The following is a 26770-nucleotide window of genomic DNA, read 5'->3' as shown; positions in this document are numbered from 1 at the left end:
AACACACATGTCACGTGCTGTCGGAATCGACCTCGGCACCACCAACTCCGTGGTGTCGGTTCTCGAAGGCGGCGAGCCCGCCGTCATCGCCAATGCTGAAGGCTCACGCACCACGCCGTCGGTCGTCGCGTTCGCGCGCAACGGCGAGGTCCTGGTCGGCCAGCCCGCCAAGAACCAGGCGGTCACCAACGTCGACCGCACCATCCGTTCGGTCAAGCGCCACATGGGCACCGACTGGTCCGTCGCCATCGACGACAAGAAGTACACCCCGCAGGAGATCAGCGCCCGCACGCTGATGAAGCTGAAGCGCGACGCCGAGTCGTACCTCGGCGAGGACGTGACCGACGCGGTCATCACCGTGCCCGCCTACTTCAACGACTCCCAGCGTCAGGCCACCAAGGAAGCCGGCCAGATCGCAGGCCTCAACGTCCTGCGCATCGTCAACGAGCCGACCGCCGCTGCGCTGGCCTACGGCCTGGACAAGGGCGAGAAGGAGCAGACCATCCTGGTCTTCGACCTCGGTGGCGGCACCTTCGACGTCTCGCTGCTGGAGATCGGCGACGGCGTGGTCGAGGTCCGTGCCACCTCGGGCGATAACGAGCTCGGCGGCGACGACTGGGATCAGCGCGTGGTCGACTGGCTGGTGGAGAAGTTCAAGAGCGCCAACGGCATCGACCTGACCAAGGACAAGATGGCTCTGCAGCGCCTCCGCGAGGCCGCAGAGAAGGCGAAGATCGAGCTCTCGGCATCGCAGAGCACCTCGATCAACCTGCCGTACATCACCGTCGACGCGGACAAGAACCCGCTGTTCCTCGATGAGCAGCTCTCCCGCAGCGAGTTCCAGAAGATCACGAGCGATCTGCTGGAGCGCACCCGCAAGCCCTTCCAGGCCGTGATCGCCGACGCAGGCATCGCGGTCGGCGACATCGACCACGTCGTGCTGGTCGGCGGCTCCACCCGGATGCCGTCGGTCACCGAGCTGGTCAAGGAGCTCACCGGCGGTCAGGAGCCCAACAAGGGCGTCAACCCGGACGAGGTCGTCGCCGTGGGCGCCGCCCTGCAGGCCGGCGTGCTGCGCGGCGAGGTCAAGGACGTGCTCCTGCTCGACGTGACCCCGCTGTCGCTCGGCATCGAGACCAAGGGCGGCGTCATGCACAAGCTGATCGAGCGCAACACCACCATCCCGACCAAGCGCTCGGAGACCTACACCACCGCTGAGGACAACCAGCCGTCGGTGCAGATCCAGGTGTACCAGGGTGAGCGTGAGATCGCCTCGCACAACAAGCTGCTCGGATCGTTCGAACTCGGCGGCATCGCTCCGGCGCCGCAGGGTGTCCCGCAGATCGAGGTGACCTTCGACATCGACGCCAACGGCATCGTGCACGTCACCGCGAAGGACAAGGGCACCGGCAAGGAGAACAGCATCCGGATCCAGGACGGCTCGGGCCTCTCGAAGGACGAGATCGACCGCATGGTGAAGGACGCCGAGGCACACGCCGAAGAGGACCGCGTTCGTCGCGAAGAGGCCGAGACCCGCAACCAGGCGGAGTCGCTGGTCAACCAGACCGAGAAGTTCCTCAAGGAGAACGACGACAAGGTCCCGGCCGACGTCAAGGAGAAGGTCACCGCGGCCGTCGCCGACGCCAACGAGGCGCTGAAGGGCACCGACACCGGCGCCATCCGCACCGCGATCGAGAAGCTGTCGGAGATCTCGCAGGAGATGGGTCAGGCGATCTACGCCAGCGCTCAGGCCGAGGGTGAGGCCGGCGCGGCCACCGGTGACGCCGGTGCCGACGACGTCGTCGACGCGGAGGTCGTGGACGACCCGGCTGAAGGCGAGAACAAGTGACACAAGCAGACGGACCCGTCGGCGAGAACGTCGATGAGCCGGTCACGATTGCCGACAACCGGAAGGTGGACCCGGAGACGGGTGAACCCAGGGTTGCCGAGCAGCGGGCTGAGGGCGCCGCGGACGACGCGGCGGCCCAGCCGGCCGGCGACGAGACGAGCGCCGCTGACGCCCAGGTCACCGAGTTGACCGAAGCGCTTCAGCGTGAGCGCGCTCAGTTCGCCAACTTCCGGCGTCGCAGTGCCGAGGAACAGTTGCAGGCCGTCGATCGCGGCAAGCAGGTTCTCGTGGAGAAGCTGCTGCCGATCCTCGACGACCTCGACCGTGCTCGCGACCACGGCGACCTCGAGTCAGGCCCGCTGCGGGCGTTCGCCGACAAGCTCGGCGACGTCCTCGCGGCCGAGAAGCTGGCGAAGTTCGCGGAGCCGGGCGAGGTCTTCGACCCCGAGCTCCACGAAGCGATTCAGAACGACGGGAGTGGCGACACTCCGGTCATCGGCAACGTCTTCCGGGTGGGATACCGCCTGGGCGACAAGGTGATCCGCCACGCGATGGTGACGGTCACCGATCCGGAACCCGCACCGGAGCAGTGATGTGCGCGCGGGGTCGTGGGCGGGCTCAGGCTCGTCCACGCCCCCGACGCCGCTGCACTCACGACGCGACCTGCGGACCCGTGCGCCTCAAACCAGGAGCGGCACATTACCAGGACAGACTTTTCAAGGAGGTGACGTCTGATGGCACCACAGCGTGAATGGCTCGACCGTGATTTCTACGCCGACCTCGGCGTTTCTTCCGACGCCACCGCGGACCAGATCAAGAAGGCCTACCGGAAGCTCGCCCGCGAGCTGCACCCGGACGCCAACCCGGGCGACACGGCGGCCGAGGAACGATTCAAGAAAGTGTCGGAGGCACACAGCGTGCTGGCCGACGAGACCAAACGCAAAGAGTACGACGAGGCGCGCACGCTGATGGCGAGCGGCCGGTTCCGCGGTGGAAGCGGCTTCGGCGGCGGCGGATTCAGCGGTGGCGGCGGCGCCGGCGGCTTCGACATCGGCGACCTCTTCGGAGGCGGCGGCGGTGCCGGCGGCGGAGGCGGGCTGGGCGATCTGTTCGGCGACCTCCTCGGCGGGCGCGGCGGTCCGTCTGGCAGCACGCAGCGGCAGCGGCGCGGCAACGATCTCGAGACCGAGACGACGCTCGCGTTCCGCGACGCGGTCCAGGGTTCGAAGGTCACGCTGCGAGTCACGAGCCCGTCACCGTGTACCAAGTGTCACGGCAGCGGAGCCAAGCCGGGTTCCAGCCCGCGCACCTGCCCGACCTGCAACGGGTCGGCGTATGTGACGCGGAATCAGGGACACTTCGGGTTCTCCGAGCCCTGCCCCGACTGCCAGGGCACCGGCACCAAGATCGACGACCCGTGCCCCGACTGCCAGGGCTCCGGCATCACCGTGCGTCCGCGCACGATCAACGTCCGGGTCCCCCAGGGCGTCGAAGACGGTCAGCGGATCCGCCTGGCCGGGCAGGGCGAGGCGGGCATGCGAGGTGCGCCGTCGGGCGACCTGTATGTGACCGTGCACGTGCTGGCCGACAAGGTCTTCACCCGCAGCGGCAACGACCTCCGGGTGGAGCTGCCGGTGTCGATCTCGGAACTGGTCCTCGGTGCGACCGTCTCGGTCCCGACGCTCGACGGCTCTGTCGGCGTCAAGATCCCGGCGGGCACGTCCGATGGGCGTACGCTGCGCCTCAAGGGGCGCGGTGTGCCGAAGCGTTCGGGCGGCTCGGGCGACCTGCTCGTCACCGTGAAGGTGGCGGTCCCGACCTCGCTCGACGACGCTGCGACCGCAGCGATGAAACAGTACGCGGAGGCCGAACGCGCCAGCGGCTTCGACCCTCGCGCCGGATGGGGGCGGTGAATGACCCATGGCAGGCATGGATCGGAACGATCGACGCAGGAATGACGAGGTCGCCGACGCCGCGACCTTCATGATCTCGGTGGCCGCGGAGTTGGCGGGCATGCACGCTCAGACGCTCCGGACCTACGACCGGCTGGGGCTGGTGACCCCGCAGCGCACGCGCGGCGGGGGTCGCCGGTACTCGAACCGCGACGTCGAGATGCTCCGCGAGATCCAGCGACTCTCGCAGGACGAGGGCGTCAACCTCGCAGGCATCAAACGGATCATCGAACTCAGCGACGAGGTGGAGGCCCTCCACAAGCAGGTCGCCGACCTCGTCCAACAGCTGGAGAACGCCCCACGTGCCCGTCACGGCGAGCTGGTTCCGGTGCCCCGGACCAACGCCCTCGTGGTCTGGCAGCCCCGCACCAAGCGCGGTCGCTGACCGCGCGCTGGTCGCGCGCGCCTTCCACGCTGACCAGGCGCGCCCTCTTACGCTGATCGCGCGCTCCCTCCACACGCCCCTCTTACGCTGATCGAGCAAGCACGCGAGCGAAGCGAGCCTGCGCGTCGAGATCGCCCCCGGGCTGGGTCTCACCCCACCCCCACCACGCGCAGGTACGCTCGGCCGAGCACCTGATCGCCTCGAAAGGACCCTCATGCGACTTCTCCGCGCTGCCGGCCGAGCACTGACCGGAATCCCGTACATGATGCTGGGATACGACGCGGCCACCGAGCCGGGAGGCCGCGTGGCTGCGGCGGCTCCGTTGCTCGACCGAGCGCGTGGCGTGGTGCCGGTCCCGGTCGACAACGACACCGTCGTCCGCGCCAACGGCGCCGCGATGGCGGTCGGCGGGGCGATGGTCGCGACCGGACTCGGATCCCGCGCGGGTGCGGGCATCATCGCGGCGTCGCTGATCCCCACCACGTTCGCGGGTCATGGCTTCTGGGAGTTCGACGACCCGATGCAGCGCAAGATGCAGCAGGTGCAGTTCTTGAAGAACGTCTCGCTGCTCGGTGGTGCGCTGGTGATTCTGGCGGGCGCCACGAAGTAGGGTCGCTACGTCAGCGGATCGTGCGCGATCGCGTCGGCGTCGACCCCTGCGGCACGCAGCCGCAGTGCGGTGTGGAACACCATCGGCGCCGGGCCGCACAGCAACACCTGACGATCGCTCCAGTCCGCGTAGCCGGCGGCGACTTCGCCGACTCGCCCGTACACCAACTCCAGTCCCCACTGCCGTGGATCGGCCGCGTCGGTGAGCCACCAGGGATCGTCGACGTTCTCGGTGACGCCGGTGATCCGCAACCACGGGTTGGTGGCCGCGAGTTGGCGCAGCACACCGAGTTCATACAGTTCACCCGGGTATTCGGTCCCGTAGAACAGGTGCACCGGCGCGGGTTCGGCGTATTGGGCGTAATCGATGAGCAGGGCGCGCAGCGGTGCCAGGCCGGTGCCGCCGGCGATCAGCAGGGACGGCTTCGCCGGATCCAGCTGCATGGTTCCGTGCCGTTGCGCGAACGTCCACACGTCGCCGACGCGGGTTTCGCTGACGATGGTTCTGCTGATTCGTCCGCCGGGCACCGCACGAACGTGAAACTCCAACTCGCCGTTGGGATTGTCGGGGATCGCGGGGGACAGGTTGCGCCAGGTCCGCGGCCACTGTGGAATCTGCGTCTCCAGATATTGTCCCGCCGCGTAGGCCGGGTGGGGGCCGGTCGCGACCAGCCGGACGATCGCGCGGTCGCGGGTGATCGAGAACTTCTGCACCACGCGCGCCTGCCATTGCACCGGCTCGGAGGCGCTCTCGGCGGCTCCCCGCATCACCCCGGTCAGCAGGAGCATCGCCTGACCGACCGATTCCTCGGCGGCGTCGGTCCAGCCGGCACCGAAGGCGTACTCGAACTCCGACATGAGCGCGTCGTACATCAACCAGTAGTGCTCGCTGACCACTCCGTACTTGCGGTGATCTCGACCCAACTGGGCTAGGAAGTCGACCAGTTCGCCATGACCGTCGGGGGCGGCGATGGATGCCAGGACGTGATCGACCACGTCGACGAACGACTCCCGCACGCGCGCCATCTCCGCCGGGAACAGCTCACGCAGGACCGGCTTCATGGCGAACAACCGCGCAAACACATTGCGAGCGAACCGCTCCGAATTGCCTGCGACCAGGGTGCGCGCACGGGTCAGTGCCGGCTGCTCGGGCTGCGTCACGCTGCTGCTCACTCTCTGCGTATCCGCTGGTATGGGGATCGGGCGTCGTCCACTGTAGTCGCAGGCGGGGACGTGCTGCGATATCGCGCACTGTGACTTCTGTGCGGTGTGGCACGCTTGGTCTGTGACGACGCTCGAAGGCCTGCTCCCCGGAATCGTCGACGCACACGTCCACTACTTCAATCCCACGCGATCGTCGTGGGCGCTGGCCCGCTTCGAGCGGCTGTCGCGGTTGCCGATGCAGCGTTTTGTTCCCCCGCCGATCCTGTGGTTCGCCTCGAAGTTCTCCACCGGAGACGACGGTCGGCTCGGTCTGGATCCGAGTGTTCTGCGGTCGGCGTACGAGTTGGCGTCGTACGCGCACGACGCCGACGCGCTCTACGCGGTAGCGGGCGTCGGCGTCCGCAGTGTGGTCTCGATCGAGGCGCACTGGCGGGCCATGAAGAGTCCCGAAGCGCTGATGGACTCGTCGTACGACGAGCTCAAGTACGTCTTGGCGCTGCCGCACGGGCGGTCCGGGCCGGACCTGGGGGCGACGGTCAGCGCCGTCGATCCGCGGCACCGGGATTTCGCGCGGCAGCTCGATCGCCAGTTGGCGCTGTCCGACAAGATCCGCGGCGTGCGTTTCAAATGGGCGCAGCACCCCGACCCGGAGATCCCCGACTGGTGTGACGAGCCGGACGCGGTGGCGTCGACCAGCTTCTTGAACGGGTTCGAGGCCATCGCGGAGCGCGACCTGACGTTCGTCTCGTTCGCCTATTCGCACCAGCTCGGTCAGCTCGACATGCTGGCGCGGCGGTTCCCCGAGACGACCATCGTGATCGAACACCTCGGGATGCCCGCAGGCGTGTTCGGCCCGACCGGTGCGCGGACGGGGATGACGGCCGCCGCGCGCGCGGAGATCCTCGGGCTGTGGCGCGAGCGAATCGCGATGATCGCGCAACGCCCCAATGTGGTGATCAAGGTGTCCGGGCTCGGGCTGTCGAACCTCGGGTACGGACTGGAGACGGCAGGCAACATCGGCACGCGCGCGGTCCTCGCCGACATGATCGGGCCGCTGGTGCTGCACGCGGTGGACCGATTCGGCCCCGATCGCGTGGTGTTCGGCTCCGATTCGCCGATCGACCGTCCCAACTCCACCATCGACATGTCCGTCGGCGCGCTGCTCGACGTGCTCGGGGACCGCGGCCCCTACCTGCTGCAACAGCTGTTCGCGCGCAATGCGGAGCGCATCTACGGCGTGCCCGCGCCACCATCGAATTAGAACGTGTTCTACAGTCGTTGGCGTAGACGACTCAGGAGCAGCTATGGGCGAATATGTGGTGACCGGCTCGGCGTCGGGGATGGGGCACGCGGTGGCTCAGCGGCTCCGCGCCGACGGACATCGGGTGATCGGGGTCGACCAACGGGACGCGGACGTCGTGGCCGATCTGTCGACGCGGCTCGGGCGTGCGACGGCGGTCCGCCAGATCCTCGAGGCCGCCGACGGCCGACTCGACGGCGCGGTGTTCGCCGCAGGGGTGGGCGCGCTGCGCGGCAAGGAGCGGCTCACCGTGGAGGTGAACGTCCTCGGCGTCACCGAAGTCCTCCTCGCGCTCCAACCGGAACTCGCCGCGGCCGGAAACGCGAAAGTCGTGGTCTTCGGATCCAATTCGACGACGTCGACGCCGCTGGTCCCGCGCGGCGCCGTCCGCCGACTGCTGCGCGGTGACACCGCAGGTGCCACCGCGATCCTGCGTCGCCGCGGCCCGTTGTCGGCGCCGGCGGCGTACGCGTCGTCGAAGATCGCGGTCAGCCGCTGGGTTCGGGAACATGCGGTCACCGCGGACTGGGCGGGGTCGGGAATCCGCGTCAACATCATCGCGCCCGGCCCGGTCTTGACTCCGCTGCTCCGCGCACAGCTGGCAGGCGAGACCGGCAAGCAGGTCCGCTCATATCCCGTCCCGGTCCGGGAGTACGGAACTCCGGAGCAGCTCGCGGAGTGGGTGCTGACCATGCTGTCGCCCGCCGCCGACTTCATGGCCGGGTCGGTGATCACCGTCGACGGCGGCACCGAAGCCCTCCTGCGGCCGACGGACTGGCCCGCGCCGCTGCCCCTCCGCCGGGTTCCGCGCATGCTGACCGCGATGCTGCGGGCACCGCGCACCGGGCAGGTGGCGGACTACTCGGACGTCTGAGCGGGCTTGCGTGGGAGGGCCAGCGCCTCGTCCCGGATGTGCTCGAGTGTCGCACCGAAGGCGGCGGCGTCGATGCTCGAGCACTGATAGCCGATCAACACCAGCATCGAATGCGCGGCCAAGCGCTCCGGCGCGTCGGGGTCGGCCAGGAGTTCACCGGCGAACTCGGCGATCGCGTCGTACCGCGTCTGGTCCACCTCCGCGACGGCCCGCGCGACGTCGGGGTCTTTCTCCGCCCACACGCGCAGGGCGCGCTCGGTGTGGTGCGGCAACCCCTTCGCGACGTCGCTCAGCGCCCGCACCCGTTGCTCCGGGCTGCCGATGGTGCGCAGGGTGGCGACGACGTTGGCCGTCGCATTGGTCTGCCAGTGCTCGATCAACGCGATCTCGAAGTCTTTCCAACTCGGGAACGAGTGGTAGAAGCCGCCGGTGGTCAGGCCGGTCTCCGCGCACACCGTCGACTGCTTGAATCCGGCGTAGCCGTCGCGCGCCAGCACGCGCATCGCTGCGTCCAGGAAACGGCGCCGCAGGGTGGCTGCGGCATCGGCGGATTCGGTGGCATCGGAGGGCTGGGGCATGGCCCGATTGTCGCATGTCGGTATGCCGTGTGCGGGTGGTCGGGGCGCGGTCCTACCCTCGTTGTGGGGCCGGATCACGTTCCGGCGCCGCGACGCGAAAGGGGTCGATGCGGCATGGGTGCGCAGGGCAGTGATGCGGTGTTCACGACGGTCGACGAGTTGGTCGAGGCGATGCTGTCGTCGCGGCCGCCGGTGGTGCTCGACGTCCGTTGGCGACTCGGCGATTCGGACGGGCACAGCCACTACCGCGCAGGTCACCTGCCGGGATCGGTGTACGTCGACCTCGACACCGAACTCGCCGCGCCGGCCACTTCCGAAGGCGGTCGGCACCCGTTGCCCGCGATCGACGACCTGCAGGCGGCGGCCCGGCGGTGGGGCGTCGACGCCCTGTCCCGCGTCGTGGTCTACGACGACTGGGAGGGCAAGGCCGCGGCCCGCGCGTGGTGGCTGCTGCGCTGGGCGGGTCTGTCGGAGGTCACCATCCTCGACGGCGGTCTCGGCGCCTGGAAGGCCGCAGGCATGCGGATCTCCACCGGCGACGCGACGCCGCGCGTCGGGACGGTCGTGCTGTCGGAGGGACACCTGCCGACCGCGACGATCGACGACGTCGCCGCTCTCGATCCCGCGTCCACCCTGCTCCTCGACGCCCGCGCTCCCGAGCGTTTCGCCGGCGAGAACGAGCCCGTCGATCCGCGGCCCGGCCACATCCCGGGTGCGGTGAACGCGCCGACCGGCGCCAATGTGACCGCGGACGGAACCTTCAAACCTGCCGACGAACTCCGCGAGCGTTTCCAGGCGCTGGGCGCCGACCAGCGCGATGTCGTCGTCTACTGTGGCTCCGGAGTCACCGCGGCACACCAGATCGCTGCGCTTGCGAGCATCGGCGTCGACGCGACGCTGTTCCCGGGGTCGTACTCGCAGTGGTCGGCCGACGCGTCGCGGGAGGTCGAGCTGGGTCGATAGCGATCCGGTCGGGTCCATCGGGGCCGGGCTCGGTCTACCTCGGGGTGCCAGTAGCAGTTGGTCCGCGCCCGGCCGTCGCCCATTCCGCGGCGAGCCGGACGTAGAAATCGATCAACTCCGGTCGATCCACGACACCCATGCTCAGTACCTCACTGGCCGCGGCGCCCTGCAAGATTCGCTTGAGCGGAACCTCCAGCTTCTTGCCGGTCTTCGTGTGCGGAATAGCCTCCACGAAGTGGAACTCGTCAGGCACGTGCCGGGGTGAGCACTCGGTCCGTAGCCGGTACTCCAAGTGCGCCACAAGCTCTTGCCGATCTGGCGACTCCCCTTCCAACACCAGAAACATCGGCATCCGATAGCTTCCGTCACTCATCTCGACACCGAGCACCAGCGCCTCGGCGATCCCTTCGATGCTCTCAGCCACGTGGTATAGATCCGCCGATCCGATGCGTATGCCGTTACGGTTCAGCGTGGAGTCGGAGCGTCCGTGAACGATGAAACTCCCTGACGCAGTGTGCGTTACCCAGTCCCCGTGGCGCCACACATTCGGATAGGTACTGAAATACGCTTCCCGATATCGGCTGCCATCAGGATCGTTCCAGAACTTGACGGGCATCGAAGGCATCGGCACGGTCACCACGAGTTCGCCGACCATATCCCGAACCGGCTTGCCGGCCTCATCCCAGGCGGCCGCCGCAACCCCGAGCAGGGGACCCGAATTCTCGCCGGGACGAATCGGCATTCCTGGGCAACCCCCCACGAACGAACTCACCACATCGGTGCCTCCGCTCGTGGAATACAGCGGCATACTCCGCGACACTGATTCATGGACCCAGGTGCTCAGGGCCTCCGACACCGGGGCACCCGTCACCAGGATTTTCTCGAGTGCGCGCAGGTCGTGGTCGCAGCCGGGTGTCAGCCCGGCCGACATCGCGGCCCGCAGCAGGCCGGGGCTGGTGCCGAACTGCGTCACCTTCTCTTGCTCAACAATGCGCCACAGCAGGTCGGCGTCCGGGTGGATCGGGCTGCCCTCGTAGGTCACAGTGGTAGCCCCGAGCAGCAATGCCCCCACCACGATGTTCCAGAGCATCCAGTTAGTGGTCGTGTACCAGAAGAAGATGTCCTCGCGGCCGAGATCTTGGTGCAATCCGAGCACGGCCAAATGCGTTACGACGACACCGGCGTGCCCGTGCACGATTCCTTTCGGCACCCCGGTGGTGCCCGAGGAGAACAGCACCCAGAGCGGATGGTCCGGTGCGACTTGTTCGGTCACCAGATCGACGGGCGGATCGCCCCGGCGCAGCGACTGATCCCAACTGATCCAGCGCGCGATCGTCGGCGCCGCCGTGTGGTCGACGTCCAGCCCGTCCCGGGGGACAGTGATGACCAGGTCCGGTGCGAGTCGCTGCGCCAGCTCGGCCAGCACTGGTCGACGGTCTCGGCAGGATCCGCCGAAGCGGGTTGCCGTGACACCGACGAGAACTTTCGGTGCAAGTTGCTCAAGCCGATCTGCAGCCGCGGTGACGCCGTAGTCCGGTGCACAGGCAGCCCAGGTGGCGCCCACGGCAGCTGATCCGAGGAAGGCGACGATTGCCTCCTCCGCATTGGGCAGATAGCCGACCACCCGATCGCCAGGAACCACGCCGGAAGCCCGCAGGGTTGCCGCAAACGCCGCCACCCGGTCGCGAAGTTCGGGCCAGCTCACTTCGATTCGACCCAGATCCTCGCCGAGCACCACAATGGCTGGCCCGGTACGACGCTCAGCCTCTCGCAGGACCTGGTCGGCGTAGTTGAGCCGGGCGCCGCTGAACCAACGGGCGCCAGGCATCGCCGCCCCGTCGAGGACCGTATCGAATCGCCTCGAAGCGACCACGTCGAAGTAGTCCCACACCTGGGCCCAGAACTGCTCGGGCGCATCCACCGACCAGGCATGGAGCGCCGGATAAGTCGAGAAATCGGCTGAGTGCCGTTGCCCGGCCGCCACGGCGAACTCGGCCATCGTGGTGTTCGCCGGGATCACGCCTGCCGCCGTTCTCCTGACCGATTGTTCGGATACGTTGGTCATTCCGAATGCGATCCCGTCATCAGTGCGGCCAGGTCCTCGGGAGCGAGAAATGACGGTGGCGGGGGTGGCCCCCAATCGAAGAGCGCCCGCGCTCCTTCCCATACACCCGGCTTCCACAGCGCGTCATCAACGATGCAGTCGATGTCGGAGTAGTACTCGGAGAAGTTGCCCGCGGGATCTTTCAAATACCAGAAGAAATTCGAACCGATCGCGTGGCGGCCCAGTCCCCAAACGTGTCGATCCGGGTCCGCTGCCAGCATGGCCGCAGCGCCCCGACCTACTTCGTCCACATCGTCCACCTGCCAGGACGTGTGGTGCAGCAGGTCCACCGGTGCCGCCTGGACCAACACATTGTGATGGTCGGTGGAGCACCGCAGGAATGCCGCCGAATCCTTGACTAGATCACTGACTTTGAAGCCGATTCCGTCGGTGAAGAACCGCTGAGAGGCCTCCTGGTCCGTCGAACCGAGTACCACATGGCCGAGCTTTCGCGGACGGACCCTATTCTCTCTGGTAACGCTCGCGGCGCGCTGATTGGGACGGTCGATCGCACCGGGCCGATTGGTGGCCGCGGCAGGAGCCGCATCGGAATTGATGCGGTCGGCCACCTCCACGCGAACCACCACTTTGGTGCCGGGCTCGGTGGCTTCGATGCTGCGATCGGTGCGGGCAGCCTGGAAGCCGAGGCTTCTCAGCGAGTGTGCGATCCGATCGATATCGTCTGGATCGTCCACGCCGACACCCAACTGAAGAAGGCGACGCCGACGGGTCTGGGTGATGGCCAGTTGTTCCCCGCCGTCGATGGTGCCCATGCGTACCCGATCAGTGGTCGCCGCACCGTCGTCGATGCTGGTCAGACCGAAGTCGGCGTAGTAGGCAGCGGTCCTGGCGACATCGGGTACGCCGAGGGTGATGCCGGTCAGTCGATGAAGAGGCATGTGGTAGCTCCAGTCAGTCAGTAGCTGGTGACACAGGTTTGGCGAATCTGGCCCAGCCCGGCGATCGCCGTTTCGACAACGTCTCCGGCAGCGAGGAATCGAGGTGGTTTGCGGGCGCCGCCCACCCCCGCGGGTGTTCCGGTGAAGATCACGTCGCCGGGAAACAGGGGAAGAACTGACGACAGATGGGCGATGATCTGCGGTACTGAGAAGATCAATCGGGCGGTGGAGCTCTGCTGAACGACTTCACCGTTGATCCGGCACTCGATAGCGAGGTCGTCGGGATTGGCAAGCTCATCGATGGATGTCAGCCATGGCCCCTGCGGGGAGAATCCGGCGAAGGACTTACCAAGTGAGAACTGGGGCGCTGGGCCGGTCAGTTGCAGAGTTCGCTCGGAATAGTCCTGTCCGACGGTCACACCGGCTACATGGCTCCATGCATTGTCGACGTGGACCTTATCGGCGCGTCGGCCGATCACCGCGACCAGCTCGGCTTCCCAGTCCACTGTTCCGGTCGGCAGCTGGAGGTTCCCTTCGGGCCCGGCGAAGCTGCCGACCCACTTGGTGAATGTCGGTGGCACCTCCGGATGAGGCAAACCCGCCTCGTCGGCATGGTCCTGATAGTTCAGCCCGATCGCGAAGATCTGCCGTGGTCCGGGAGACGGAGCTCCGAGATCGGCGGGTGCCAGGGCCTCACCGGTTGTCGACAGATCTGCGCCGGTCGCGGCGAACCACTCCAAAAGCTCGTCCCAGCGGTCATAGATTTCCGGGACCGCCGGGCCGAATCGCCCGTTCGAGACCTGCTCCAGATCTGCGAAAGACGAGGAGTCGGCCGATACCAAGACGGCTCTGCCGGCACGGTTTGCGATTCGCACGTGTAGTTCTCATTTCTCTCCGAATCACCGACCTCGCGAAGGATTTTCGGGTGGTGATAACAGACCACGCAACCACACACAATTCGATACGTCAATCAAATTTCGAAATAGTGCTCGAGTTGTCGTGACTGTCTTGATCATCGGAACATTCGGTATGCTCTGACTATGTCCAGCGGTCGTGTGCGCGCTTCAATCCCTACCCGGGCCGATCGCGTACTGGATCAGATCCGGCTGGATATCCTCAACGGGCAGCTTGAGCCGGGTGCTCGGCTGGGCTTCGCAGACCTCGGTGCGCGCTATGCGGTCAGTACCGGCGTCTTGCGCGAGGTGCTGCCTCGTCTCGTCGAGCAGGGGCTGGCCACCTCCGAACCTCAGCTCGGTTTCCGCGTGATCGAAGTGTCCGTCGACCGGCTCAATCAGCTGACAGAGGCGCGCGTGGCCATCGAGACGCTGGTGACGCGCACCGCTGTAGCCGATGGCGACCTGGCCTGGGAGGCCGACGTCGTAGCCAAACATCATGCTCTCGCACGACTCACCGAAGCCACGAGCGCCGGTCAGATTCAGGCCGACTGGATCGCGGCGCATGAACAGTTTCATCTCGCGATCCTCAGCGGCTGCGCCAACTCCTACCTCTTCGACATCGCCCATCGGCTGCGCTCAGTCGCCGAGGTCTATCGGTGCTGGTCTGCGCCGGAGCAGGAGATCGCCCATCGAGACATCGCCGCCGAACATCGGGGACTGATGGACGCGGCGATCAGCCGCCAGGCCGACCTGGCCGCAGAACGGACGGACGCGCACATCCGCCGGACCACCGAATTGCTGATCGCCGCACAAGCCGCGCGACACCCCGCGAGCTAGGGCCGGCCCTACGGCGACGCGACCGTGCGTGCGATTCCCAGGCTCGCCGTGCGCAAAGCGACCCGCAGTACATTCACGCCGGTGCCGCCGCCGGGCTGAATGATCGAGATGGCGCCCAGGGCTTGGCCACGCTCATCAATGATCGGCGCAGCGATCGTGGTCACCTCCGTCGGTTCCGTGCCCAGCGGATTGTCGCCGGTCAAAGCCACCACACCATCCCGGCGTGCCCGTGCCATCAGATCGCGTACGCGCCGCTGATGGGCTGGTGACGCGCCGCCGGGGGAGTCCGTACCGAGTACCGTCTGATACACGCTCGCCGGAGCCCAGGCAAGGAGTGCAATGCCCACGCCGGTCTTATCCAACGGCAGTCGCCCTCCAACGCGATGGGCCACCGCGACAGCGTCACGGGCCGAGAGTCGTTCCACCAGTACCGCCTCATTACCTTCGCGAACCGCTAGCTGCACATGTTGATTCGTCACTCGGTGGAGATCCTCCATATACGGCAGCGCCGCGCTCCGCAGGCCATGACCGCGGGGGGCGACCGCGGCCAACTCCAACATTCGAAGGCCCATGACGAAGCGACCGTCATTTCGACGCTCCAGCGCTCCGACGTCTACCAGTTGCGTCGCGATTCGCAAGGTTGAGCTCTTCGGTAGTTCGGCACGAGCGGCCAGCAAACTCAAGGTCAGTGACTCTCCGGGAGTTCGGAAAGCCCGCAGAATTCGGAAGGCGCGCACCAGTAGCGGCTCCCCTTCGACCGGTCGACCGGAGCGCCGTGTCCCATTTCCCGTTCCACTCATCGGAATCCCCATCGTGGTTCGCACGTCATACGCCGAAACATACAGGCATGAACTTCGATCACGACGTTGTCATCGTCGGGGGCGGTCCGTCTGGCCTGGCTACCGCGGCTGAACTCGCCCATCACGGAATCGCCTCCGTTCTCATCGAGCCGCGCACCTCCGTCGCCCACGATCGGCCGCGAGCCAAGACCACCAGTATCAGGACGATGGAGCACTTTCGCCGTTGGGGAATCGCCCACGCCATCCGCGATAGGGCGGAGATCAAGCCCGCATGGAGCCAACGAGTCGTATTCTGCGACAACGCCAATGGGTCCATCATCACCGAGTTCGATCACGCTTTCGGGCTGTCCGCCGAACCGTTGGACTTCGCTGCCGAGACGAGCCAGCAGATCCCACAGCCAGTGGTCGAGGACGTGCTTCGCGAGCATCTGCTCGACACTGGCCTGGTCGATTTCCGCCTGGGCTGCCGAGTCATCGCGATCATCGAGCACGACGAGTTCGTCCACGTCACTGTTGAAGGATCGAATGCGGCCGAGGAAGCGCTGACAGCGCGTTTCGTCATCGGATGCGATGGCGGCTGGAGCCCTACCCGCGAATCTATCGGTGCATCGTTGTCCGGTACCTCCGCGCCACACGCGAACTTGAACGTCGTGTTCACCGCTCCGCGGCTGCGACCGGCGGTGGGCGACGCCGTCCATTATTGGGCGGTCGGCGCAGCCACACCGGGCGCACTGGGACCACTCGACCACGCGGGTCGCTGGTGGGCGAGCCTGGCTGCCGCCGGCGACATCACGGACCCGGCGCAGGTCAAAAGGTTGATCGCGGACTTGGTCGGGCTACCCGAGACGGACTTCGACGCCGAGATCCACTCCATGGATGCGTGGACCCCGCGCATGCTGCTCGCTGACCGATTCGCTTCCCAGCGTGTCTTTCTCGTCGGCGAAAGTGCCCACCTGAATCCGCCGTTCGGCGGTCACGGATTCAACACCTGTGTCGGAGACGCGGTGAATATCGGCTGGAAGCTGGCAGCGGTGATCGCCGGCTGGGGTGGCCGGGGACTGCTTGAATCCTACGAACACGAGCGACGGCACATCGCACAAGAGACCATAGAGTCGGCGGCGACCAATCTGCGTGCTTCCGGATTGGCCATCGCCCGGACCCCTGGAGCCCTCCAGGAGACCAAAGCCGAGGAGTTCTATTCTTTGGGTCTGGTACTGGGGTACAGCTATGCGCAGTCGCCCGTCGTCGCAACCGGTCCGACCGACGCCGACCGCGACGTTCGTCATTACCGGCCGAGTTTCGTTCCCGGTGCACGCCTCCCGCACCGGTGGATGGATCCGAATCGCTCGCTGTACGACCTGCTCGGGAAGGGCTATAGCCTCCTGATCCCGCACGGCGACGAGTCCGCCGCAGTCTCGTCGTTGGTCCAGGAGTGCCGGCGGCGGTCCATTCCGCTCTCGCTGGTACCTGTCACACCCGCGGCCACCGGCGCACCAGGACAGTTTGTCCTCGTCCGACCTGATCAGCACATTGCCTGGGTCGGCCGGGACCCGACAGAGATCGATCTCAGGGTGGTATCCGGCCACCTGAACACCACGGCCAAGCCGGTCACTGACCGTCCGGCAGGACGAGCATGACTCCATCTCTCCGCGACGATCGTCACGGAATCCACACCGAAGGGAATTTGACAATGGCAATTCAACAGGGCAAGGAACGTCGGACCGTGAGGCACGGTGCGCCGGAGCACCTCCTCGTCTCCCACGGCTACGAGGAAAAACTGGTCGATCTCGGCGAAATCGACCTGAACTACGCGGAAGCAGGTTCGGCAGCGAATCCGGCCCTGCTCCTCCTTCCTTCGCAAAGTGAGTCGTGGTGGGGATACGAGGAGGCGATGGGACTGCTCGCCGACGACTTTCATGTCTTTGCCGTCGATCTGCGCGGACAGGGCCGCAGCACGTGGACGCCGGGACGCTATAGCCTCGACAATTTCGGCAACGACCTCGTCAGATTCATCGACCTGGTGATCGGGCGACCGGTCATCGTCTCCGGCAACTCCTCCGGAGGGGTGCTGGCGGCCTGGTTGGCGGCGTTCGCCCTGCCTGGACAGATCCGGGCCGCAGTGGCTGAAGACGCACCCTTCTTCGCCTCGGAACTGAACTCGAAGGTCGGGCATACCATCCGTCAGGCTGCCGGCCACATCTTTGTGAATTGGCGCGATTACCTCGGAGACCAATGGTCGGTCGGTGATTACAAGGGGTTTCTCGCCGCGATGAAGTCCTCCGAGATCCCCATGCTCCGACAGGTGCCGCTGCCCGAAGAAGCGCCACAGAACCTGGTCGAGTATGACCCGGAATGGGGTCGGGCGTTCTACGAGGGCACAGTCGCGCAGACCTGCCCGCACGACTACATGCTTTCGCAGGTCAAGGTTCCGATGCTGGTGACTCACCACGCCCGAATGATCGATGAGGCGACTGCCGGTCTGGTGGGCGCCATGTCGGACCTGCAAGTCAGTAAGGCGGTCGAGATGATCCGTGCCACCGGAGTCAGTGTGGACGTCGTCGATCTGCCCGAGGCTCCGCACATCCTGCACCAGCTCGTACCTCACCAGTATGTTGAGATCGTGAAGAGGTGGATCGCGAGCCTTCCTGCCGCCCGATAAGCGCGACCGCCGGCAGCATGTCACGTGGCCGCACCACCCCGATCTCAGGGTGTTGCGGCCACGGTGCCTTTCGTGATCACGTGTGCAGGTGCTGAACATCCATTCAAAGCATGTTCGACTCACAGTCAGCTGAGGTCAGACATCAGACACAGCGGATCTGTACACACATCTTGACCTTTAACGCAGAACGACAGTAGGCCCCTATTCTGGTTGTGAATAGGGGCCCACGTGAGCTATGTCGACATGACTCGGGGAGATCGTCGCGTCATTCGCTTGAGCTGCGCCGGGCGCAGTTTGTGATTCCAGCCCAGTACTCGAAGCGGAGCATCCGCTTCTCCCCAGATGAGCAGCGCCGGGTTCGCATCGGCAGTCCAGCCGTCGTTGACCTGTAGTTCGGTGTCTGACACCAGCGCACCGCTGACCTTGATGTCCAAGCCGAATTGCTCAGTCCAGAAGTAGTACGAGGGATCGTAGCGCGGTGCCGCATCCCCTCGGATCAGCGCGCGGGCGGCCACCCGCGCCTGGTCAATGGCGTTGGTCCAGCTCGGAATGCGCGCGTGACCGCCACCGGGTGCCGGACACGCAGCCACATCGCCCGCGGCCACGACGTCGGGCCGGACTCGCCCCCGCGAGTCGACGCGTAGACCGCTGTCCGTGTATCTCAGGCCGCTGCGGGCCAGCCAGTCGACATTCGGTACGTCACCGGCGGCGGAGATCACGACATCTGCTTCCAGCGTCCGGCCGGCAGCAGTTTGTACGCCGCGCGGCGGCGTGGCCTGGTCACCGAACAACGTCACGCCATCCGGAGCGATATGGAATTGCACTCCGCGATCAGCCGCGACCTGGCGAATGCGCGCGGCGACCGTCTCCCCGAGCAACCGCTGTAATGGGGGCTCCCGGTCCACGACTGTGACGGATTTGCCCAGCTCTCGCAGCGTCGAAGCGATTTCCATTCCCAAGAACCCGCCGCCCACCACCAGAATGCTGTCGGCATCGGTCGAAGCCTCTTGAAGTCGCAAGCAATCGGCGTGCTCCCGGACTACGAATTCGTTCAGTTCCGGTGCCAATCGGCGCGCACGAGCACCGGTCGCGATCACCAACCCGTCCCAAGGCACCGGTCCCTGCTCGGTCCACACAATTCGTCGGGACAGATCCAGACTTTCGGCCCGAACGCCGGGCCGCAGCTCGATGTCGTCGGAAGGCAGCGGAAGAGTGATGTCGTCGACGTCTTCCCTGCCCGCGAGCGCCCCTTTCGAGAGCGGCACCCGCGTGTAAGGGGCCCGGCTCTCTTGACTCAGGATGGTGATCGCCCCGTCGAAACCCTCCAGTCTGAGCGTTTCCGCTGCGGTCGTCGCGGTGATCGAACCACCCACGACAACGATTCTGCGCATTGTCATTTCAGGACCTTCAGGGCAGCTACCGGACAAACTCGGGCGCCTGCTTCCGCGACTTTCTCGAGCGAGCTTGGAACATCAGGGCGGACCACCACGACGATCGCGTCATCGTCGAGTTCGTACATGTCGGGAGCAACGTCCACGCACAGTCCATGACCTTCACATCGAGCCAGGTCGGCGACAATCTTCATGCGTCCGCCCCCATCGGCTCACGATCGAGGTGCAGGCGGATCGGCAACTTCTCGTAGGCCCGCGTGGTGTTGTTCACCAGCATTCTCGGCTCACCGGCCGGCTCGAATCGGGCGACTTCGGCAGCTAGGCGCGTCATCAGGGTCCCGAACTCCAGCCGAGCAAGGCCTTGGCCGGCGCAGCCGTGCAGTCCGTGTCCCAGCGCCAGGTGGTCAGCGTTGGCACGCGTCACATCGAACTCGTCGGGCCGGTCCCATTTGCGCTCGTCCCGATTCGCCGAACCGAAAAGCAACAGGACTCGCGCGCCGGCTGGGATGTCGACTCCACCGAGTTCAGTCTCACGAGCAGCGACGCGGCTGAATCCCCGAATCGGTGACTCGAGCCGGATGGCCTCGTTGAAGGCTCCGCTGAGTAGTGCGGGATCGGCCCGCACTTTGTCCCACTGGTCTGGATTCTGGGAAAACAATGCAATTGCTGAACTGATAGCACTGACTGTGGTCTCCAGCGAGGGGCCGAAGTAGTCCAGCAGCAGACTTGGGCACTGCTGAGCAGTGATGATTCCAGCGTCTGCCGATTTGAGGACATCGTCCCCCAACGAGTCGGGTAGCACGCCGCGCCGTCGAGTCAACCCGGCGATGTAGGCCACCATCTCCGCTGCACGCTCAGCGGCAACGGGCGTGCGGTTGCTCACCGGTCCGCCGAGATCCGCCGCTGCTTTGGCCCAGGTGAGTAGATGGGGTCGACATTCCTCGGGGAATCCCAGGAAGTCCGGCACCACTGCCATCGGCATGGGCTGCGCGATCAAAGTCACCGCATCAACCACATCGCCGCCGTGACGCAGAATCGAATCCACCACGGTCGCAGCCCGCGAATCGACGTGCGAGCGCTGTTCCCGCAAGGCCCTCGGCGTGAGCCGGTGCGCCACGACCTGTCGGAGGTGGTCGTGTAGCGGCGGATCACTTGCCACAGTGGTGCCACGGCTCATCTCATTGACCTGCTCGTTGATCATCACGCCCTGACCAGAAATGAAGGTCTCGTGGTCGCCGAGGGCTTGCCGCACTTCGTTGTATCGGCCAACCGCGTACACCTGCTCGCGCGGGAGCCAGACTGCGGCACCGAGGTCTCGAATCTCGCGGTAGCGCTGGTAAGGCTCCGTAATACCGACGTCGCTAAAAAGGTCTTCGGTGTAGATGGCGGCTTCCATGCTCTATTCCTGCTCTCATTTGCGTTGTTGCCGATATCGCGATCGGGCGCTCGCGTGTCGGCAGCCCGGGGCTAATTACCTGTCGAAGGGCTGTACGGCGATCCGACTGCTTGTGATACAAGCCATACAACCATCACGAAGTTCGATCTAGCAAGGTAATTTCGAAATTAGAAGCGAATATTCGTCGGCCGGCGACTGTGCGGCGATGTTCGGTCTGAGGAGGCCGAGTCGATCTGCCCGCCGAACCACCGACTACCGAATTGTGGCTTGCCTACCCTAATATCTGGGTCATGTTCTTCAAGCGAATCAGCCTCTGTGCGGCTGCGATGGTCGCCGCGTCCGCCATGGTGCTGTCCGGATGCTCGTCTTCCGATGCCGGCGTCGACGACTCGGAGTCGACGTCCGCGAGCCCGACCTCGTTCGTGACGCCGCGCACCATGCCCGCGGGCAAGGGGAGCGGAGCGGCCGACGGCGTGTTTCCCCGGACGGTGAAGCACTTCAAGGGTGAGACCGACGTGGCGGCGGCTCCGAAGCGCGTGGTCGTGATCTCGACCGGGCAGGCCGACGCACTGCTGACGCTCGGCGTCGTCCCGGTCGGATCCACGAGCGGCGACGGCGCCGCCCTCGTTCCCAAGTACCTGTACAACGCCTTTCCCGACCGCAAGGCCGAACTCGACCGCGTCGCCGACGTCGGCAGTCGCTTCGAGCCGAGTCTCGAGGCCGTCGCGAACCTGAAACCCGACCTGATCCTCATGAACAAGGCGGGCAAGGACTCGGACAAGCTGTACGCGAGCCTCGCGGCGATGGCGCCCACCGTCGTCACCCAGGGGACCGGCCTCTACTGGAAGCAAGACCTCCTGCTCCTGGCCGACGCGCTCGGCAAACGCGATCAGGCCCAGACGTGGCTCGACGAGTACCAGAACGACGCCGCCGACTTCGGGAAGACCGTCGACGGCTCGCCGACGGTCTCGTTCCTGCGCAAGAACGGCGACCGACTCCGCGTGTTCGGGGTGGCGTCGTTCAGCGGCTCGGTTGCCGAGGACGCCGGGCTGGCGCGGCCGCAGACACAGTGGTTCACCGACGAGACCTCGCACGACATCAGCAACGAGCAGCTCGACCAGGCCGACGCCGACTGGATCTTCTACGGCGTTCAGGGCGGTGACACCGGCGCTGTCACGGGGGCACCGCTGTGGAAGACGCTGCAGGCCGTCTCCGACGAGCACGCGGTCGCCGTCGACGACGACGTCTTCTATCTGAACGTCGGTCCGACCGCCGCCAGGGAAGTCCTCGACCAGTTGCGCGCCAAGCTCGGCCGGTGACCGGAGCGGTCGTGTCGAAAGGACTGGGTCCCCGGCTGGTCGCCGAGGACATCGCGATCGGCTACTCCGGAGGGCGGCTCGTCTCCGACGGCCTCGACCTCGTGATCGACGACGGATCGTTCACCGTCATCGTCGGACCGAACGCCTGCGGGAAGTCGACGCTGCTGCGTGCACTGACCCGACTACTTCCACCGGTCCGCGGGCGAGTCCTGCTCGACGGCAAGGCGATCGCCGACCATCCAGCCAAAGCCGTCGCCCGCGAAATCGGACTCCTGCCGCAATCGTCGATCGCACCGGACGGCATCACCGTCCGCGATCTCGTGGCCCGCGGGCGATTCCCGCACCAGGGGCTTCTTCGTCAGTGGTCGCCGCACGATCAGCAGGTCACGGACGCGGCGATGGAGCGCACCCGGGTCGACGACCTCGCCGACCGGTTCGTCGACGAGCTCTCCGGCGGACAGCGACAACGCGTGTGGCTGGCGATGGCCCTCGCCCAGGAGACGTCGATCGTGCTGCTCGACGAGCCGACCACCTACCTGGACATCGCGCACCAGGTGGAGGTCCTCGAGCTGTGCCGCGTGCTCAACGAGGAGGAGGGAAAGACGATCGTCGCCGTCCTCCACGACCTCAACCAGGCCTGTCGTTACGCGCACACCCTGATCGCGATGAAGGACGGGCACGTCATCGGCAGCGGAGCACCGCACGACGTCCTGACCGAAGAGCTCGTCCGGGAGGTGTTCGGGGTCGACGCCCTGGTCACCGCCGATCCGGTGACCGGGACCCCGCTGATGCTGCCGCGCGTGGGACCGCGGTCGCCGCGTCCGGCCACGACGGGCGACGCCGCCGTGGTCATCACGAAATAACGCACAGCCGATACGACATGACATACGCGACAGCTGCATCCCCGGCCGGTGATGCCCGTGACACCAAGCCGAGTGAATCAGAAGAGCCGGATTCGCCGCGTCGGCTGCGATATTCGACGGCGTGGCTCCTCGGACTCGTCGTCCTCGTGGCGCTGTGCGTTCTCAGCTGTGCGGTCGGTTCGCGGAGCATCCCGATCGGCGACGTCCTCACCGCGCTCGTCGACCACGATGATTCACGCGCGTCGATCATCGTCTGGGAACTGCGGATGCCGCGAACCCTGCTCGCCGTGATCTGCGGCGCCGCGCTCGCCGTCGCCGGTGTCGTGATGCAGGCGATCACCCGGAACCCGCTGGCCGAGCCTGGAATCCTGGGCGTCAACTCGGGTGCGTCCATCGCGGTGGTGCTGGCGATAGCGACCCTCGGCGTCGCGACGCCGGCCGGATACATGTGGTTCGCGTTCGTCGGCGCGGCGGTGGCGGCGGTGGTCGTCTTCGTCCTCGGGACTCGTCGGACCGGTCCGACGAGTCACACGCGTCTGGTCCTAGCAGGCATCGCCCTCTCGACGAGTCTGAGCTCGTTCATCGGGATCATCACGATGTTCGACTCGTCGACATTCGACTCCTATCGCTTCTGGGTCGTCGGATCGTTGGAGAACAGGACCATGGAGGTGGCGCTGTGGGTGACCCCGTTCGTCGCCGTCGGGCTGGGTATCGCGCTGGTCCTGGGCAACCATTTCAACGCCCTGGCACTCGGCGACGAGGTGGGTGCCGCACTCGGACTGACGGTCGGACGAGTGCGTGTGCTCGGCTTCGTCGTCGTCGTGATCCTGTGTGGAGCCGCCACCGCAGCGGCCGGACCGATCGCCTTCGTCGGCCTCGTCGTACCGCATGCGGTCCGGCTGGTGGCGGGTGTCGACCACCGGAGGAACCTGGCGTTGTCACTGGTCGCCGGGCCGATCCTGCTGCTGGCGAGCGATATCGTCGGTCGGCTCATCGCTCGCCCCGCCGAATTGGAGGTCGGCATCGTCACGGCGTTCATCGGCGCCCCGGTGCTGTTGCTTCTCATCCTCCGCGCGCGAACGGGGAGGTCGTGAGATGCCGGTGATGACATCGAAGGCCCGACGCGCGCCGGTCCACTGGGTCGCCCGGCTGCCCGGCGGACGCACCGTGCGGATGCAGCGGCGCGCGGTCGGCGCCACGGTCGTTCTGGTCGTTCTCGGCCTGGCCGTCTCGGTTCTGGCGGTGACCACCGGCATCTATCACGTGGGTCTCGGCGACATCGGACGTGCGCTCGTCGGTCGCGGGGACTCCACTGACCGCCTGATCGTCGTCGATCAGCGGTTGCCGAGAACCTTGGCGGCGTGGGCGATCGGCGGCGCGATGGGGCTGTCGGGCGCGCTGTTTCAGACCGTGTCGCGAAACCCACTGGGCAGTCCCGACATCGTCGGCTTCACCACCGGCGCCGCATCGGGAGGGCTCGCCGCGATCCTGCTTGCGGGAGTCACCTCGTCGGCCGCGATCGCGGCCGGGACGATCATCGGCGGTCTGGCGACCGCGCTGGTGGTCTACGTGCTGTCGTCCGGTCGCGGGGTGGGCGGCGACCGACTGATTCTCGTCGGAATCGCCGTCGGCGCGATGCTGGCCTCGGTCAACGACTACCTGATCACCCGCGCTGACATCGAGGCCGCGGAGACCGCGCGGGCCTGGCAGTTCGGCAGCCTCAACGCGATCTCATGGACGCAGGTGTGGCCGTTGCTGCTCGCCGTGGCCGTGCTGATTCCGCTCACGCTCGCGGTGTCGCGCCCGCTCGCGGCCCTCGAGATGGGCGACGACGCCGCCGCGGGTCTCGGCGTCAGCGCGCACCGCGTCCGCACCCGGATCCTGTTCCTCGGCGTGGCGTTGGCGGCGGTCTCGGTCGCGGCCGCCGGCCCGATCGGGTTCCTGGCCCTGGCCGCACCGCAGCTGGCTCAACGTCTGGCCCGGTCGGCGGGCATCACGCTGGTCGTCTCCATCGCGATGGGCTCGACCCTGCTCGTGGTGGCCGACTTCGCGGCGCAGCGGGTCCTCAGTCCGTTCCAGATCCCCGTCGGCCTCGTCACCGGAGCCCTCGGCGGCCTCTACCTCCTCTGGCTCCTGTCGGCGACCGACCGCCGGTGATGTCTCCTGATTCTCGGGCGGTCGTCACTGCTGCTGAAAACTGCCCGCTCAGGCGCCTCCAACGGAACATTGCCGCCGGAGGTCGCTGTGACGGCAGTTTTCAGCGCTATCCGACAGTCGGCGGCGACGCCGGAGCCAGCGTCGTGCGCAGTGCGGCCTTGTCGATCTTCCCGACGGAGGTCACCGGCAGGGTGCCGAGGGTGTGGAGGCGGTCGGGGAGCTTGAACGAGGCGAGGCCGCGGTCGGCGAGGAAGCTGCGGATGTCGGGGAGGGACGGGGCGGCGGCGTCGCGGCCCGGCACGACCACCGCGCAGATCAGCTCTCCGAGCGCATCGTCGGGGAGGCCGACCACCGCGGTGTGCGCGATCGCCGGATGCGCCAGCAGATGCTCTTCGACGTCGTCGGCGGCCACGTTCTCACCGGCCCGGACGATGGTGTCCTTGATCCGTCCGGTCACCGCCAGATGCCCGGACGGCAGTCGGCGGACCAGGTCGCCGGACGAGTAGAAACCGTCGCCGGAGAAGCTGCGCGCGTTGTGCTCCGGCGCGCGGTAGTAGCCGCGGATGGTGTACGGCCCGCGGACCTGCAGTTCCCCCTCCTCGCCGTCGGGCACTTCGCGGCCGTGCTCGTCGACGATGCGGACCTCGTCGAGCGGGCTCATCGGGGCGCCCTGGCAGACGTGGACCAGCTCGCGGGCGTCGTCGACGCGGGTGTAGCAGATCAGCCCCTCGGCCATCCCGAACACCTGCTGGACGATCGGTCCCATCGCGGCATCGATCGCGACGGCATCGGGTGCGGCGAGCTTGGCGCCGCCGACCTGCAGCAGCCGCAGCGACGAGATGTCGGCGGGCTCCCACTCCGTTGCGGCGCACCAGAGCTGTGCCAGTGCGGGCACCAGCGCGGCGACCGTCACGCGGTACTTCTCGATGACGTCGAAGGCGGCGTCGGGACTGGGATTCTGGGTGAAGACGGTGTGCCCGCCGACGCCGATCATCCCGAGGAGCCCCGGGCAGGAGAGCGGGAAGTTGTGGGCGGCCGGCAGCGCGGCGAGGTAGACGTCGTCGGCGGTCAGCGCGGCGATCTCCGCGGAGATGCGGGCGTTGAACGCGTAGTCGTTGTGGGTGCGGGCGATCAGCTTCGGCAGCCCGGTGGTCCCGCCGGAGACCAGGAACAGGGCGGGTAGATCCGGGTCGACGGTCGGCGGCGTCCACGGGGTGTCGGCGTCGGGGAGCGGCGCGAACGAGCCTGGATCGCCGGTGACGAAGACGTGCTCGACGCCGGGCACCCGCGCGATCAGATCGGCGGCCAATCCGCGGAAGTCGTAGCCGCCGCGCGCGTCGTCGCAGATGTATGCGCGTGCGCCGGAACCGGCGGCCAAGTGGGCGATCTCGGTGATCCGATGCGCGGGCAGGGTCATCACGGGCGCGAGGCCTGCGCGCAGCAGGCCGAAGAACGTGACGGCGAACTCGGCGGAGTTCGACAGGTGGAGCACCACGCGGTCACCGGGTTGGAGGCCGACGGCGGCGAACCCCGCGGCACGACGATCCGCCGCCTGCAGCAGCGCTCGATAGGAGAGCGTCCGGCCGGTTTCGGCGTCCGAGACCGCGGGGGCGTCGGAGTCCGCGCGGTCGGCGAGCGGCGCCCACAGCGGGCGGTCGTCGAAGACGCCGAGGGCGCGGTACTGCTCAGCGAGTGCGTCGGGGTGGGGAACAAACCCGGTCGCGAGATCGCGCGGGAACGATGGCATGATCACTCCTATCCAATTGCTAGGGCAG

At 66.8% G+C, this 26770-nt stretch carries 25 protein-coding genes; 15 read left to right on the top strand and 10 right to left on the bottom strand.

Annotated features, from left to right (window positions below):
* The first annotated feature begins 7 nt into the window (after positions 1-7).
* The 5 genes from dnaK (at position 8) to GH2_RS04560 (ending at position 4796) form a co-directional block, all read left to right on the top strand.
* Entirely contained in the window at positions 8-1849 is a 1842-nt protein-coding gene (gene dnaK / locus GH2_RS04580) for a molecular chaperone DnaK (RefSeq protein WP_066163659.1), read from the top strand.
* Positions 1846-2442, top strand: a complete 597-nt coding sequence (gene grpE / locus GH2_RS04575; protein WP_066163657.1) for a nucleotide exchange factor GrpE — start codon at positions 1846-1848, stop codon at positions 2440-2442. Before dnaK ends, grpE begins: the two co-directional genes overlap by 4 nt.
* 141 nt (positions 2443-2583) lie before the next feature.
* Positions 2584-3762 carry a molecular chaperone DnaJ gene (dnaJ, locus tag GH2_RS04570; protein WP_066163655.1) on the top strand — a complete coding sequence of 393 codons (1179 nt, stop codon included), beginning with the start codon at positions 2584-2586 and terminating at the stop codon, positions 3760-3762.
* A gap of 7 nt (positions 3763-3769) precedes the next feature.
* Positions 3770-4186: a heat shock protein transcriptional repressor HspR gene (locus GH2_RS04565; protein WP_084247309.1), complete on the top strand. Its 417-nt coding sequence runs from the start codon at positions 3770-3772 to the stop codon at positions 4184-4186.
* Positions 4187-4400: 214 nt separating this feature from the next.
* The gene (locus GH2_RS04560; RefSeq protein WP_066163651.1) at positions 4401-4796 is read left to right on the top strand and encodes a DoxX family protein; all 396 of its coding nucleotides are present in this window, start codon (positions 4401-4403) and stop codon (positions 4794-4796) included.
* 5 nt (positions 4797-4801) lie between these two features.
* Here GH2_RS04560 and GH2_RS04555 read toward each other — a convergent pair whose 3' ends face one another.
* Positions 4802-5956, bottom strand: a complete 1155-nt coding sequence (locus GH2_RS04555; protein ID WP_066164290.1) for an FAD-binding oxidoreductase — start codon at positions 5954-5956, stop codon at positions 4802-4804.
* Between the two features lie 124 nt (positions 5957-6080).
* On the opposite strand from GH2_RS04555, the gene GH2_RS04550 reads away from it, so the two are divergent.
* Both GH2_RS04550 and GH2_RS04545 read left to right on the top strand, forming a co-directional pair.
* Positions 6081-7220: an amidohydrolase family protein gene (locus GH2_RS04550; RefSeq protein ID WP_066163649.1), complete on the top strand. Its 1140-nt coding sequence runs from the start codon at positions 6081-6083 to the stop codon at positions 7218-7220.
* A 43-nt stretch (positions 7221-7263) separates the two neighbouring features.
* Positions 7264-8133, top strand: a complete 870-nt coding sequence (locus GH2_RS04545) for an SDR family oxidoreductase (RefSeq protein ID WP_066163647.1) — start codon at positions 7264-7266, stop codon at positions 8131-8133.
* Here GH2_RS04545 and GH2_RS04540 read toward each other — a convergent pair.
* Positions 8118-8711 carry a TetR/AcrR family transcriptional regulator gene (locus GH2_RS04540; RefSeq protein ID WP_066163645.1) on the bottom strand — a complete coding sequence of 198 codons (594 nt, stop codon included), beginning with the start codon at positions 8709-8711 and terminating at the stop codon, positions 8118-8120. The two genes, GH2_RS04545 and GH2_RS04540, sit on opposite strands and share 16 nt — an antisense overlap.
* Positions 8712-8825: 114 nt before the next feature.
* On the opposite strand from GH2_RS04540, the gene GH2_RS04535 reads away from it, so the two are divergent.
* Positions 8826-9674 (top strand): sulfurtransferase, encoded by an 849-nt coding sequence (locus tag GH2_RS04535; RefSeq protein ID WP_066163641.1) that lies wholly within the window; start codon positions 8826-8828, stop codon positions 9672-9674.
* 34 nt (positions 9675-9708) lie between these two features.
* Here GH2_RS04535 and GH2_RS04530 read toward each other — a convergent pair whose 3' ends face one another.
* The 3 genes from GH2_RS04530 to GH2_RS04520 are packed head-to-tail and all read right to left on the bottom strand — an operon-like array spanning position 9709 to position 13552.
* A complete protein-coding gene (locus tag GH2_RS04530) occupies positions 9709-11739 on the bottom strand; it encodes an acetoacetate--CoA ligase (protein WP_084247308.1) in 2031 nt (676 codons plus the stop codon).
* Positions 11736-12677, bottom strand: a complete 942-nt coding sequence (locus tag GH2_RS04525; protein ID WP_066163640.1) for a VOC family protein — start codon at positions 12675-12677, stop codon at positions 11736-11738. Before GH2_RS04525 ends, GH2_RS04530 begins: the two co-directional genes overlap by 4 nt.
* Positions 12678-12694: 17 nt before the next feature.
* The gene (locus GH2_RS04520; RefSeq protein ID WP_066163639.1) at positions 12695-13552 is read right to left on the bottom strand and encodes a fumarylacetoacetate hydrolase family protein; all 858 of its coding nucleotides are present in this window, start codon (positions 13550-13552) and stop codon (positions 12695-12697) included.
* 165 nt (positions 13553-13717) lie between these two features.
* On the opposite strand from GH2_RS04520, the gene GH2_RS04515 reads away from it, so the two are divergent.
* Positions 13718-14410, top strand: coding sequence for a GntR family transcriptional regulator (locus GH2_RS04515; RefSeq protein ID WP_066163637.1), 693 nt, complete (start codon positions 13718-13720; stop codon positions 14408-14410).
* Positions 14411-14418: 8 nt separating this feature from the next.
* Here GH2_RS04515 and GH2_RS04510 read toward each other — a convergent pair whose 3' ends face one another.
* Positions 14419-15210: an IclR family transcriptional regulator gene (locus GH2_RS04510; RefSeq protein WP_066164284.1), complete on the bottom strand. Its 792-nt coding sequence runs from the start codon at positions 15208-15210 to the stop codon at positions 14419-14421.
* Between the two features lie 47 nt (positions 15211-15257).
* On the opposite strand from GH2_RS04510, the gene GH2_RS04505 reads away from it, so the two are divergent.
* The gene (locus tag GH2_RS04505; protein ID WP_084247307.1) at positions 15258-16847 is read left to right on the top strand and encodes an FAD-dependent monooxygenase; all 1590 of its coding nucleotides are present in this window, start codon (positions 15258-15260) and stop codon (positions 16845-16847) included.
* Between the two features lie 53 nt (positions 16848-16900).
* A complete protein-coding gene (locus tag GH2_RS04500; RefSeq protein WP_066163635.1) occupies positions 16901-17869 on the top strand; it encodes an alpha/beta hydrolase in 969 nt (322 codons plus the stop codon).
* Between the two features lie 233 nt (positions 17870-18102).
* On the opposite strand, the gene GH2_RS04495 is transcribed toward GH2_RS04500, so the two are convergent.
* From GH2_RS04495 to GH2_RS04485, 3 genes are read right to left on the bottom strand one after another with little or no spacing between them, the layout of a single operon-like run.
* Positions 18103-19242, bottom strand: coding sequence for an NAD(P)/FAD-dependent oxidoreductase (locus tag GH2_RS04495; protein WP_244885302.1), 1140 nt, complete (start codon positions 19240-19242; stop codon positions 18103-18105).
* 20 nt (positions 19243-19262) lie between these two features.
* Complete coding sequence (locus tag GH2_RS04490) at positions 19263-19454, bottom strand: ferredoxin (protein ID WP_066163631.1); 192 nt, start codon at positions 19452-19454, stop codon at positions 19263-19265.
* The gene (locus GH2_RS04485; protein ID WP_066163630.1) at positions 19451-20656 is read right to left on the bottom strand and encodes a cytochrome P450; all 1206 of its coding nucleotides are present in this window, start codon (positions 20654-20656) and stop codon (positions 19451-19453) included. Before GH2_RS04485 ends, GH2_RS04490 begins: the two co-directional genes overlap by 4 nt.
* 290 nt (positions 20657-20946) lie before the next feature.
* Between GH2_RS04485 and GH2_RS04480 the strand changes: the two genes are divergently transcribed.
* Genes GH2_RS04480 through GH2_RS04465 form a run of 4 tightly spaced genes read left to right on the top strand, consistent with a single transcriptional unit; the run spans position 20947 to position 24995 of the window.
* Positions 20947-21975 (top strand): ABC transporter substrate-binding protein, encoded by a 1029-nt coding sequence (locus tag GH2_RS04480; RefSeq protein ID WP_066163628.1) that lies wholly within the window; start codon positions 20947-20949, stop codon positions 21973-21975.
* On the top strand, positions 21972-22838 hold the full coding sequence (locus GH2_RS04475; protein ID WP_084247306.1) for an ABC transporter ATP-binding protein: 867 nt from the start codon (positions 21972-21974) through the stop codon (positions 22836-22838). Before GH2_RS04480 ends, GH2_RS04475 begins: the two co-directional genes overlap by 4 nt.
* Positions 22839-22855: 17 nt before the next feature.
* Positions 22856-23932, top strand: coding sequence for a FecCD family ABC transporter permease (locus tag GH2_RS04470; RefSeq protein ID WP_084247305.1), 1077 nt, complete (start codon positions 22856-22858; stop codon positions 23930-23932).
* A gap of 10 nt (positions 23933-23942) precedes the next feature.
* Positions 23943-24995 (top strand): FecCD family ABC transporter permease, encoded by a 1053-nt coding sequence (locus GH2_RS04465; RefSeq protein WP_084247333.1) that lies wholly within the window; start codon positions 23943-23945, stop codon positions 24993-24995.
* 106 nt (positions 24996-25101) lie between these two features.
* Here the strand turns inward: GH2_RS04465 and GH2_RS04460 are convergent, their stop codons facing one another.
* Entirely contained in the window at positions 25102-26742 is a 1641-nt protein-coding gene (locus GH2_RS04460; RefSeq protein ID WP_066164271.1) for a (2,3-dihydroxybenzoyl)adenylate synthase, read from the bottom strand.
* Positions 26743-26770: the final 28 nt, after the last annotated feature.

Source organism: Gordonia hydrophobica NBRC 16057 (genome assembly GCF_001592365.1).
GTDB lineage: Bacteria > Actinomycetota > Actinomycetes > Mycobacteriales > Mycobacteriaceae > Gordonia > Gordonia hydrophobica.
The sequence above is the reverse complement of the archived record's forward strand: the minus strand, read 5'-3'. Positions and strand labels throughout refer to the sequence as shown.

What these genes read in the sequence shown, in the direction of transcription:
- dnaK (WP_066163659.1), top strand. Translation starts at nt 8, where the DNA reads ATGTCACGTGCTGTCGGAATCGACCTCGGCACCACCAACTCCGTGGTG.
- dnaJ (WP_066163655.1), top strand. Translation starts at nt 2,584, where the DNA reads ATGGCACCACAGCGTGAATGGCTCGACCGTGATTTCTACGCCGACCTC.
- GH2_RS04565 (WP_084247309.1), top strand. Translation starts at nt 3,770, where the DNA reads ATGGCAGGCATGGATCGGAACGATCGACGCAGGAATGACGAGGTCGCC.
- GH2_RS04560 (WP_066163651.1), top strand. Translation starts at nt 4,401, where the DNA reads ATGCGACTTCTCCGCGCTGCCGGCCGAGCACTGACCGGAATCCCGTAC.
- GH2_RS04545 (WP_066163647.1), top strand. Translation starts at nt 7,264, where the DNA reads ATGGGCGAATATGTGGTGACCGGCTCGGCGTCGGGGATGGGGCACGCG.
- GH2_RS04540 (WP_066163645.1), bottom strand. Translation starts at nt 8,711, where the DNA reads ATGCCCCAGCCCTCCGATGCCACCGAATCCGCCGATGCCGCAGCCACC.
- GH2_RS04535 (WP_066163641.1), top strand. Translation starts at nt 8,826, where the DNA reads ATGGGTGCGCAGGGCAGTGATGCGGTGTTCACGACGGTCGACGAGTTG.
- GH2_RS04530 (WP_084247308.1), bottom strand. Translation starts at nt 11,739, where the DNA reads ATGACCAACGTATCCGAACAATCGGTCAGGAGAACGGCGGCAGGCGTG.
- GH2_RS04525 (WP_066163640.1), bottom strand. Translation starts at nt 12,677, where the DNA reads ATGCCTCTTCATCGACTGACCGGCATCACCCTCGGCGTACCCGATGTC.
- GH2_RS04515 (WP_066163637.1), top strand. Translation starts at nt 13,718, where the DNA reads ATGTCCAGCGGTCGTGTGCGCGCTTCAATCCCTACCCGGGCCGATCGC.
- GH2_RS04510 (WP_066164284.1), bottom strand. Translation starts at nt 15,210, where the DNA reads ATGAGTGGAACGGGAAATGGGACACGGCGCTCCGGTCGACCGGTCGAA.
- GH2_RS04505 (WP_084247307.1), top strand. Translation starts at nt 15,258, where the DNA reads ATGAACTTCGATCACGACGTTGTCATCGTCGGGGGCGGTCCGTCTGGC.
- GH2_RS04500 (WP_066163635.1), top strand. Translation starts at nt 16,901, where the DNA reads ATGGCAATTCAACAGGGCAAGGAACGTCGGACCGTGAGGCACGGTGCG.
- GH2_RS04490 (WP_066163631.1), bottom strand. Translation starts at nt 19,454, where the DNA reads ATGAAGATTGTCGCCGACCTGGCTCGATGTGAAGGTCATGGACTGTGC.
- GH2_RS04485 (WP_066163630.1), bottom strand. Translation starts at nt 20,656, where the DNA reads ATGGAAGCCGCCATCTACACCGAAGACCTTTTTAGCGACGTCGGTATT.
- GH2_RS04480 (WP_066163628.1), top strand. Translation starts at nt 20,947, where the DNA reads ATGTTCTTCAAGCGAATCAGCCTCTGTGCGGCTGCGATGGTCGCCGCG.
- GH2_RS04470 (WP_084247305.1), top strand. Translation starts at nt 22,856, where the DNA reads ATGACATACGCGACAGCTGCATCCCCGGCCGGTGATGCCCGTGACACC.
- GH2_RS04465 (WP_084247333.1), top strand. Translation starts at nt 23,943, where the DNA reads ATGACATCGAAGGCCCGACGCGCGCCGGTCCACTGGGTCGCCCGGCTG.
- GH2_RS04460 (WP_066164271.1), bottom strand. Translation starts at nt 26,742, where the DNA reads ATGCCATCGTTCCCGCGCGATCTCGCGACCGGGTTTGTTCCCCACCCC.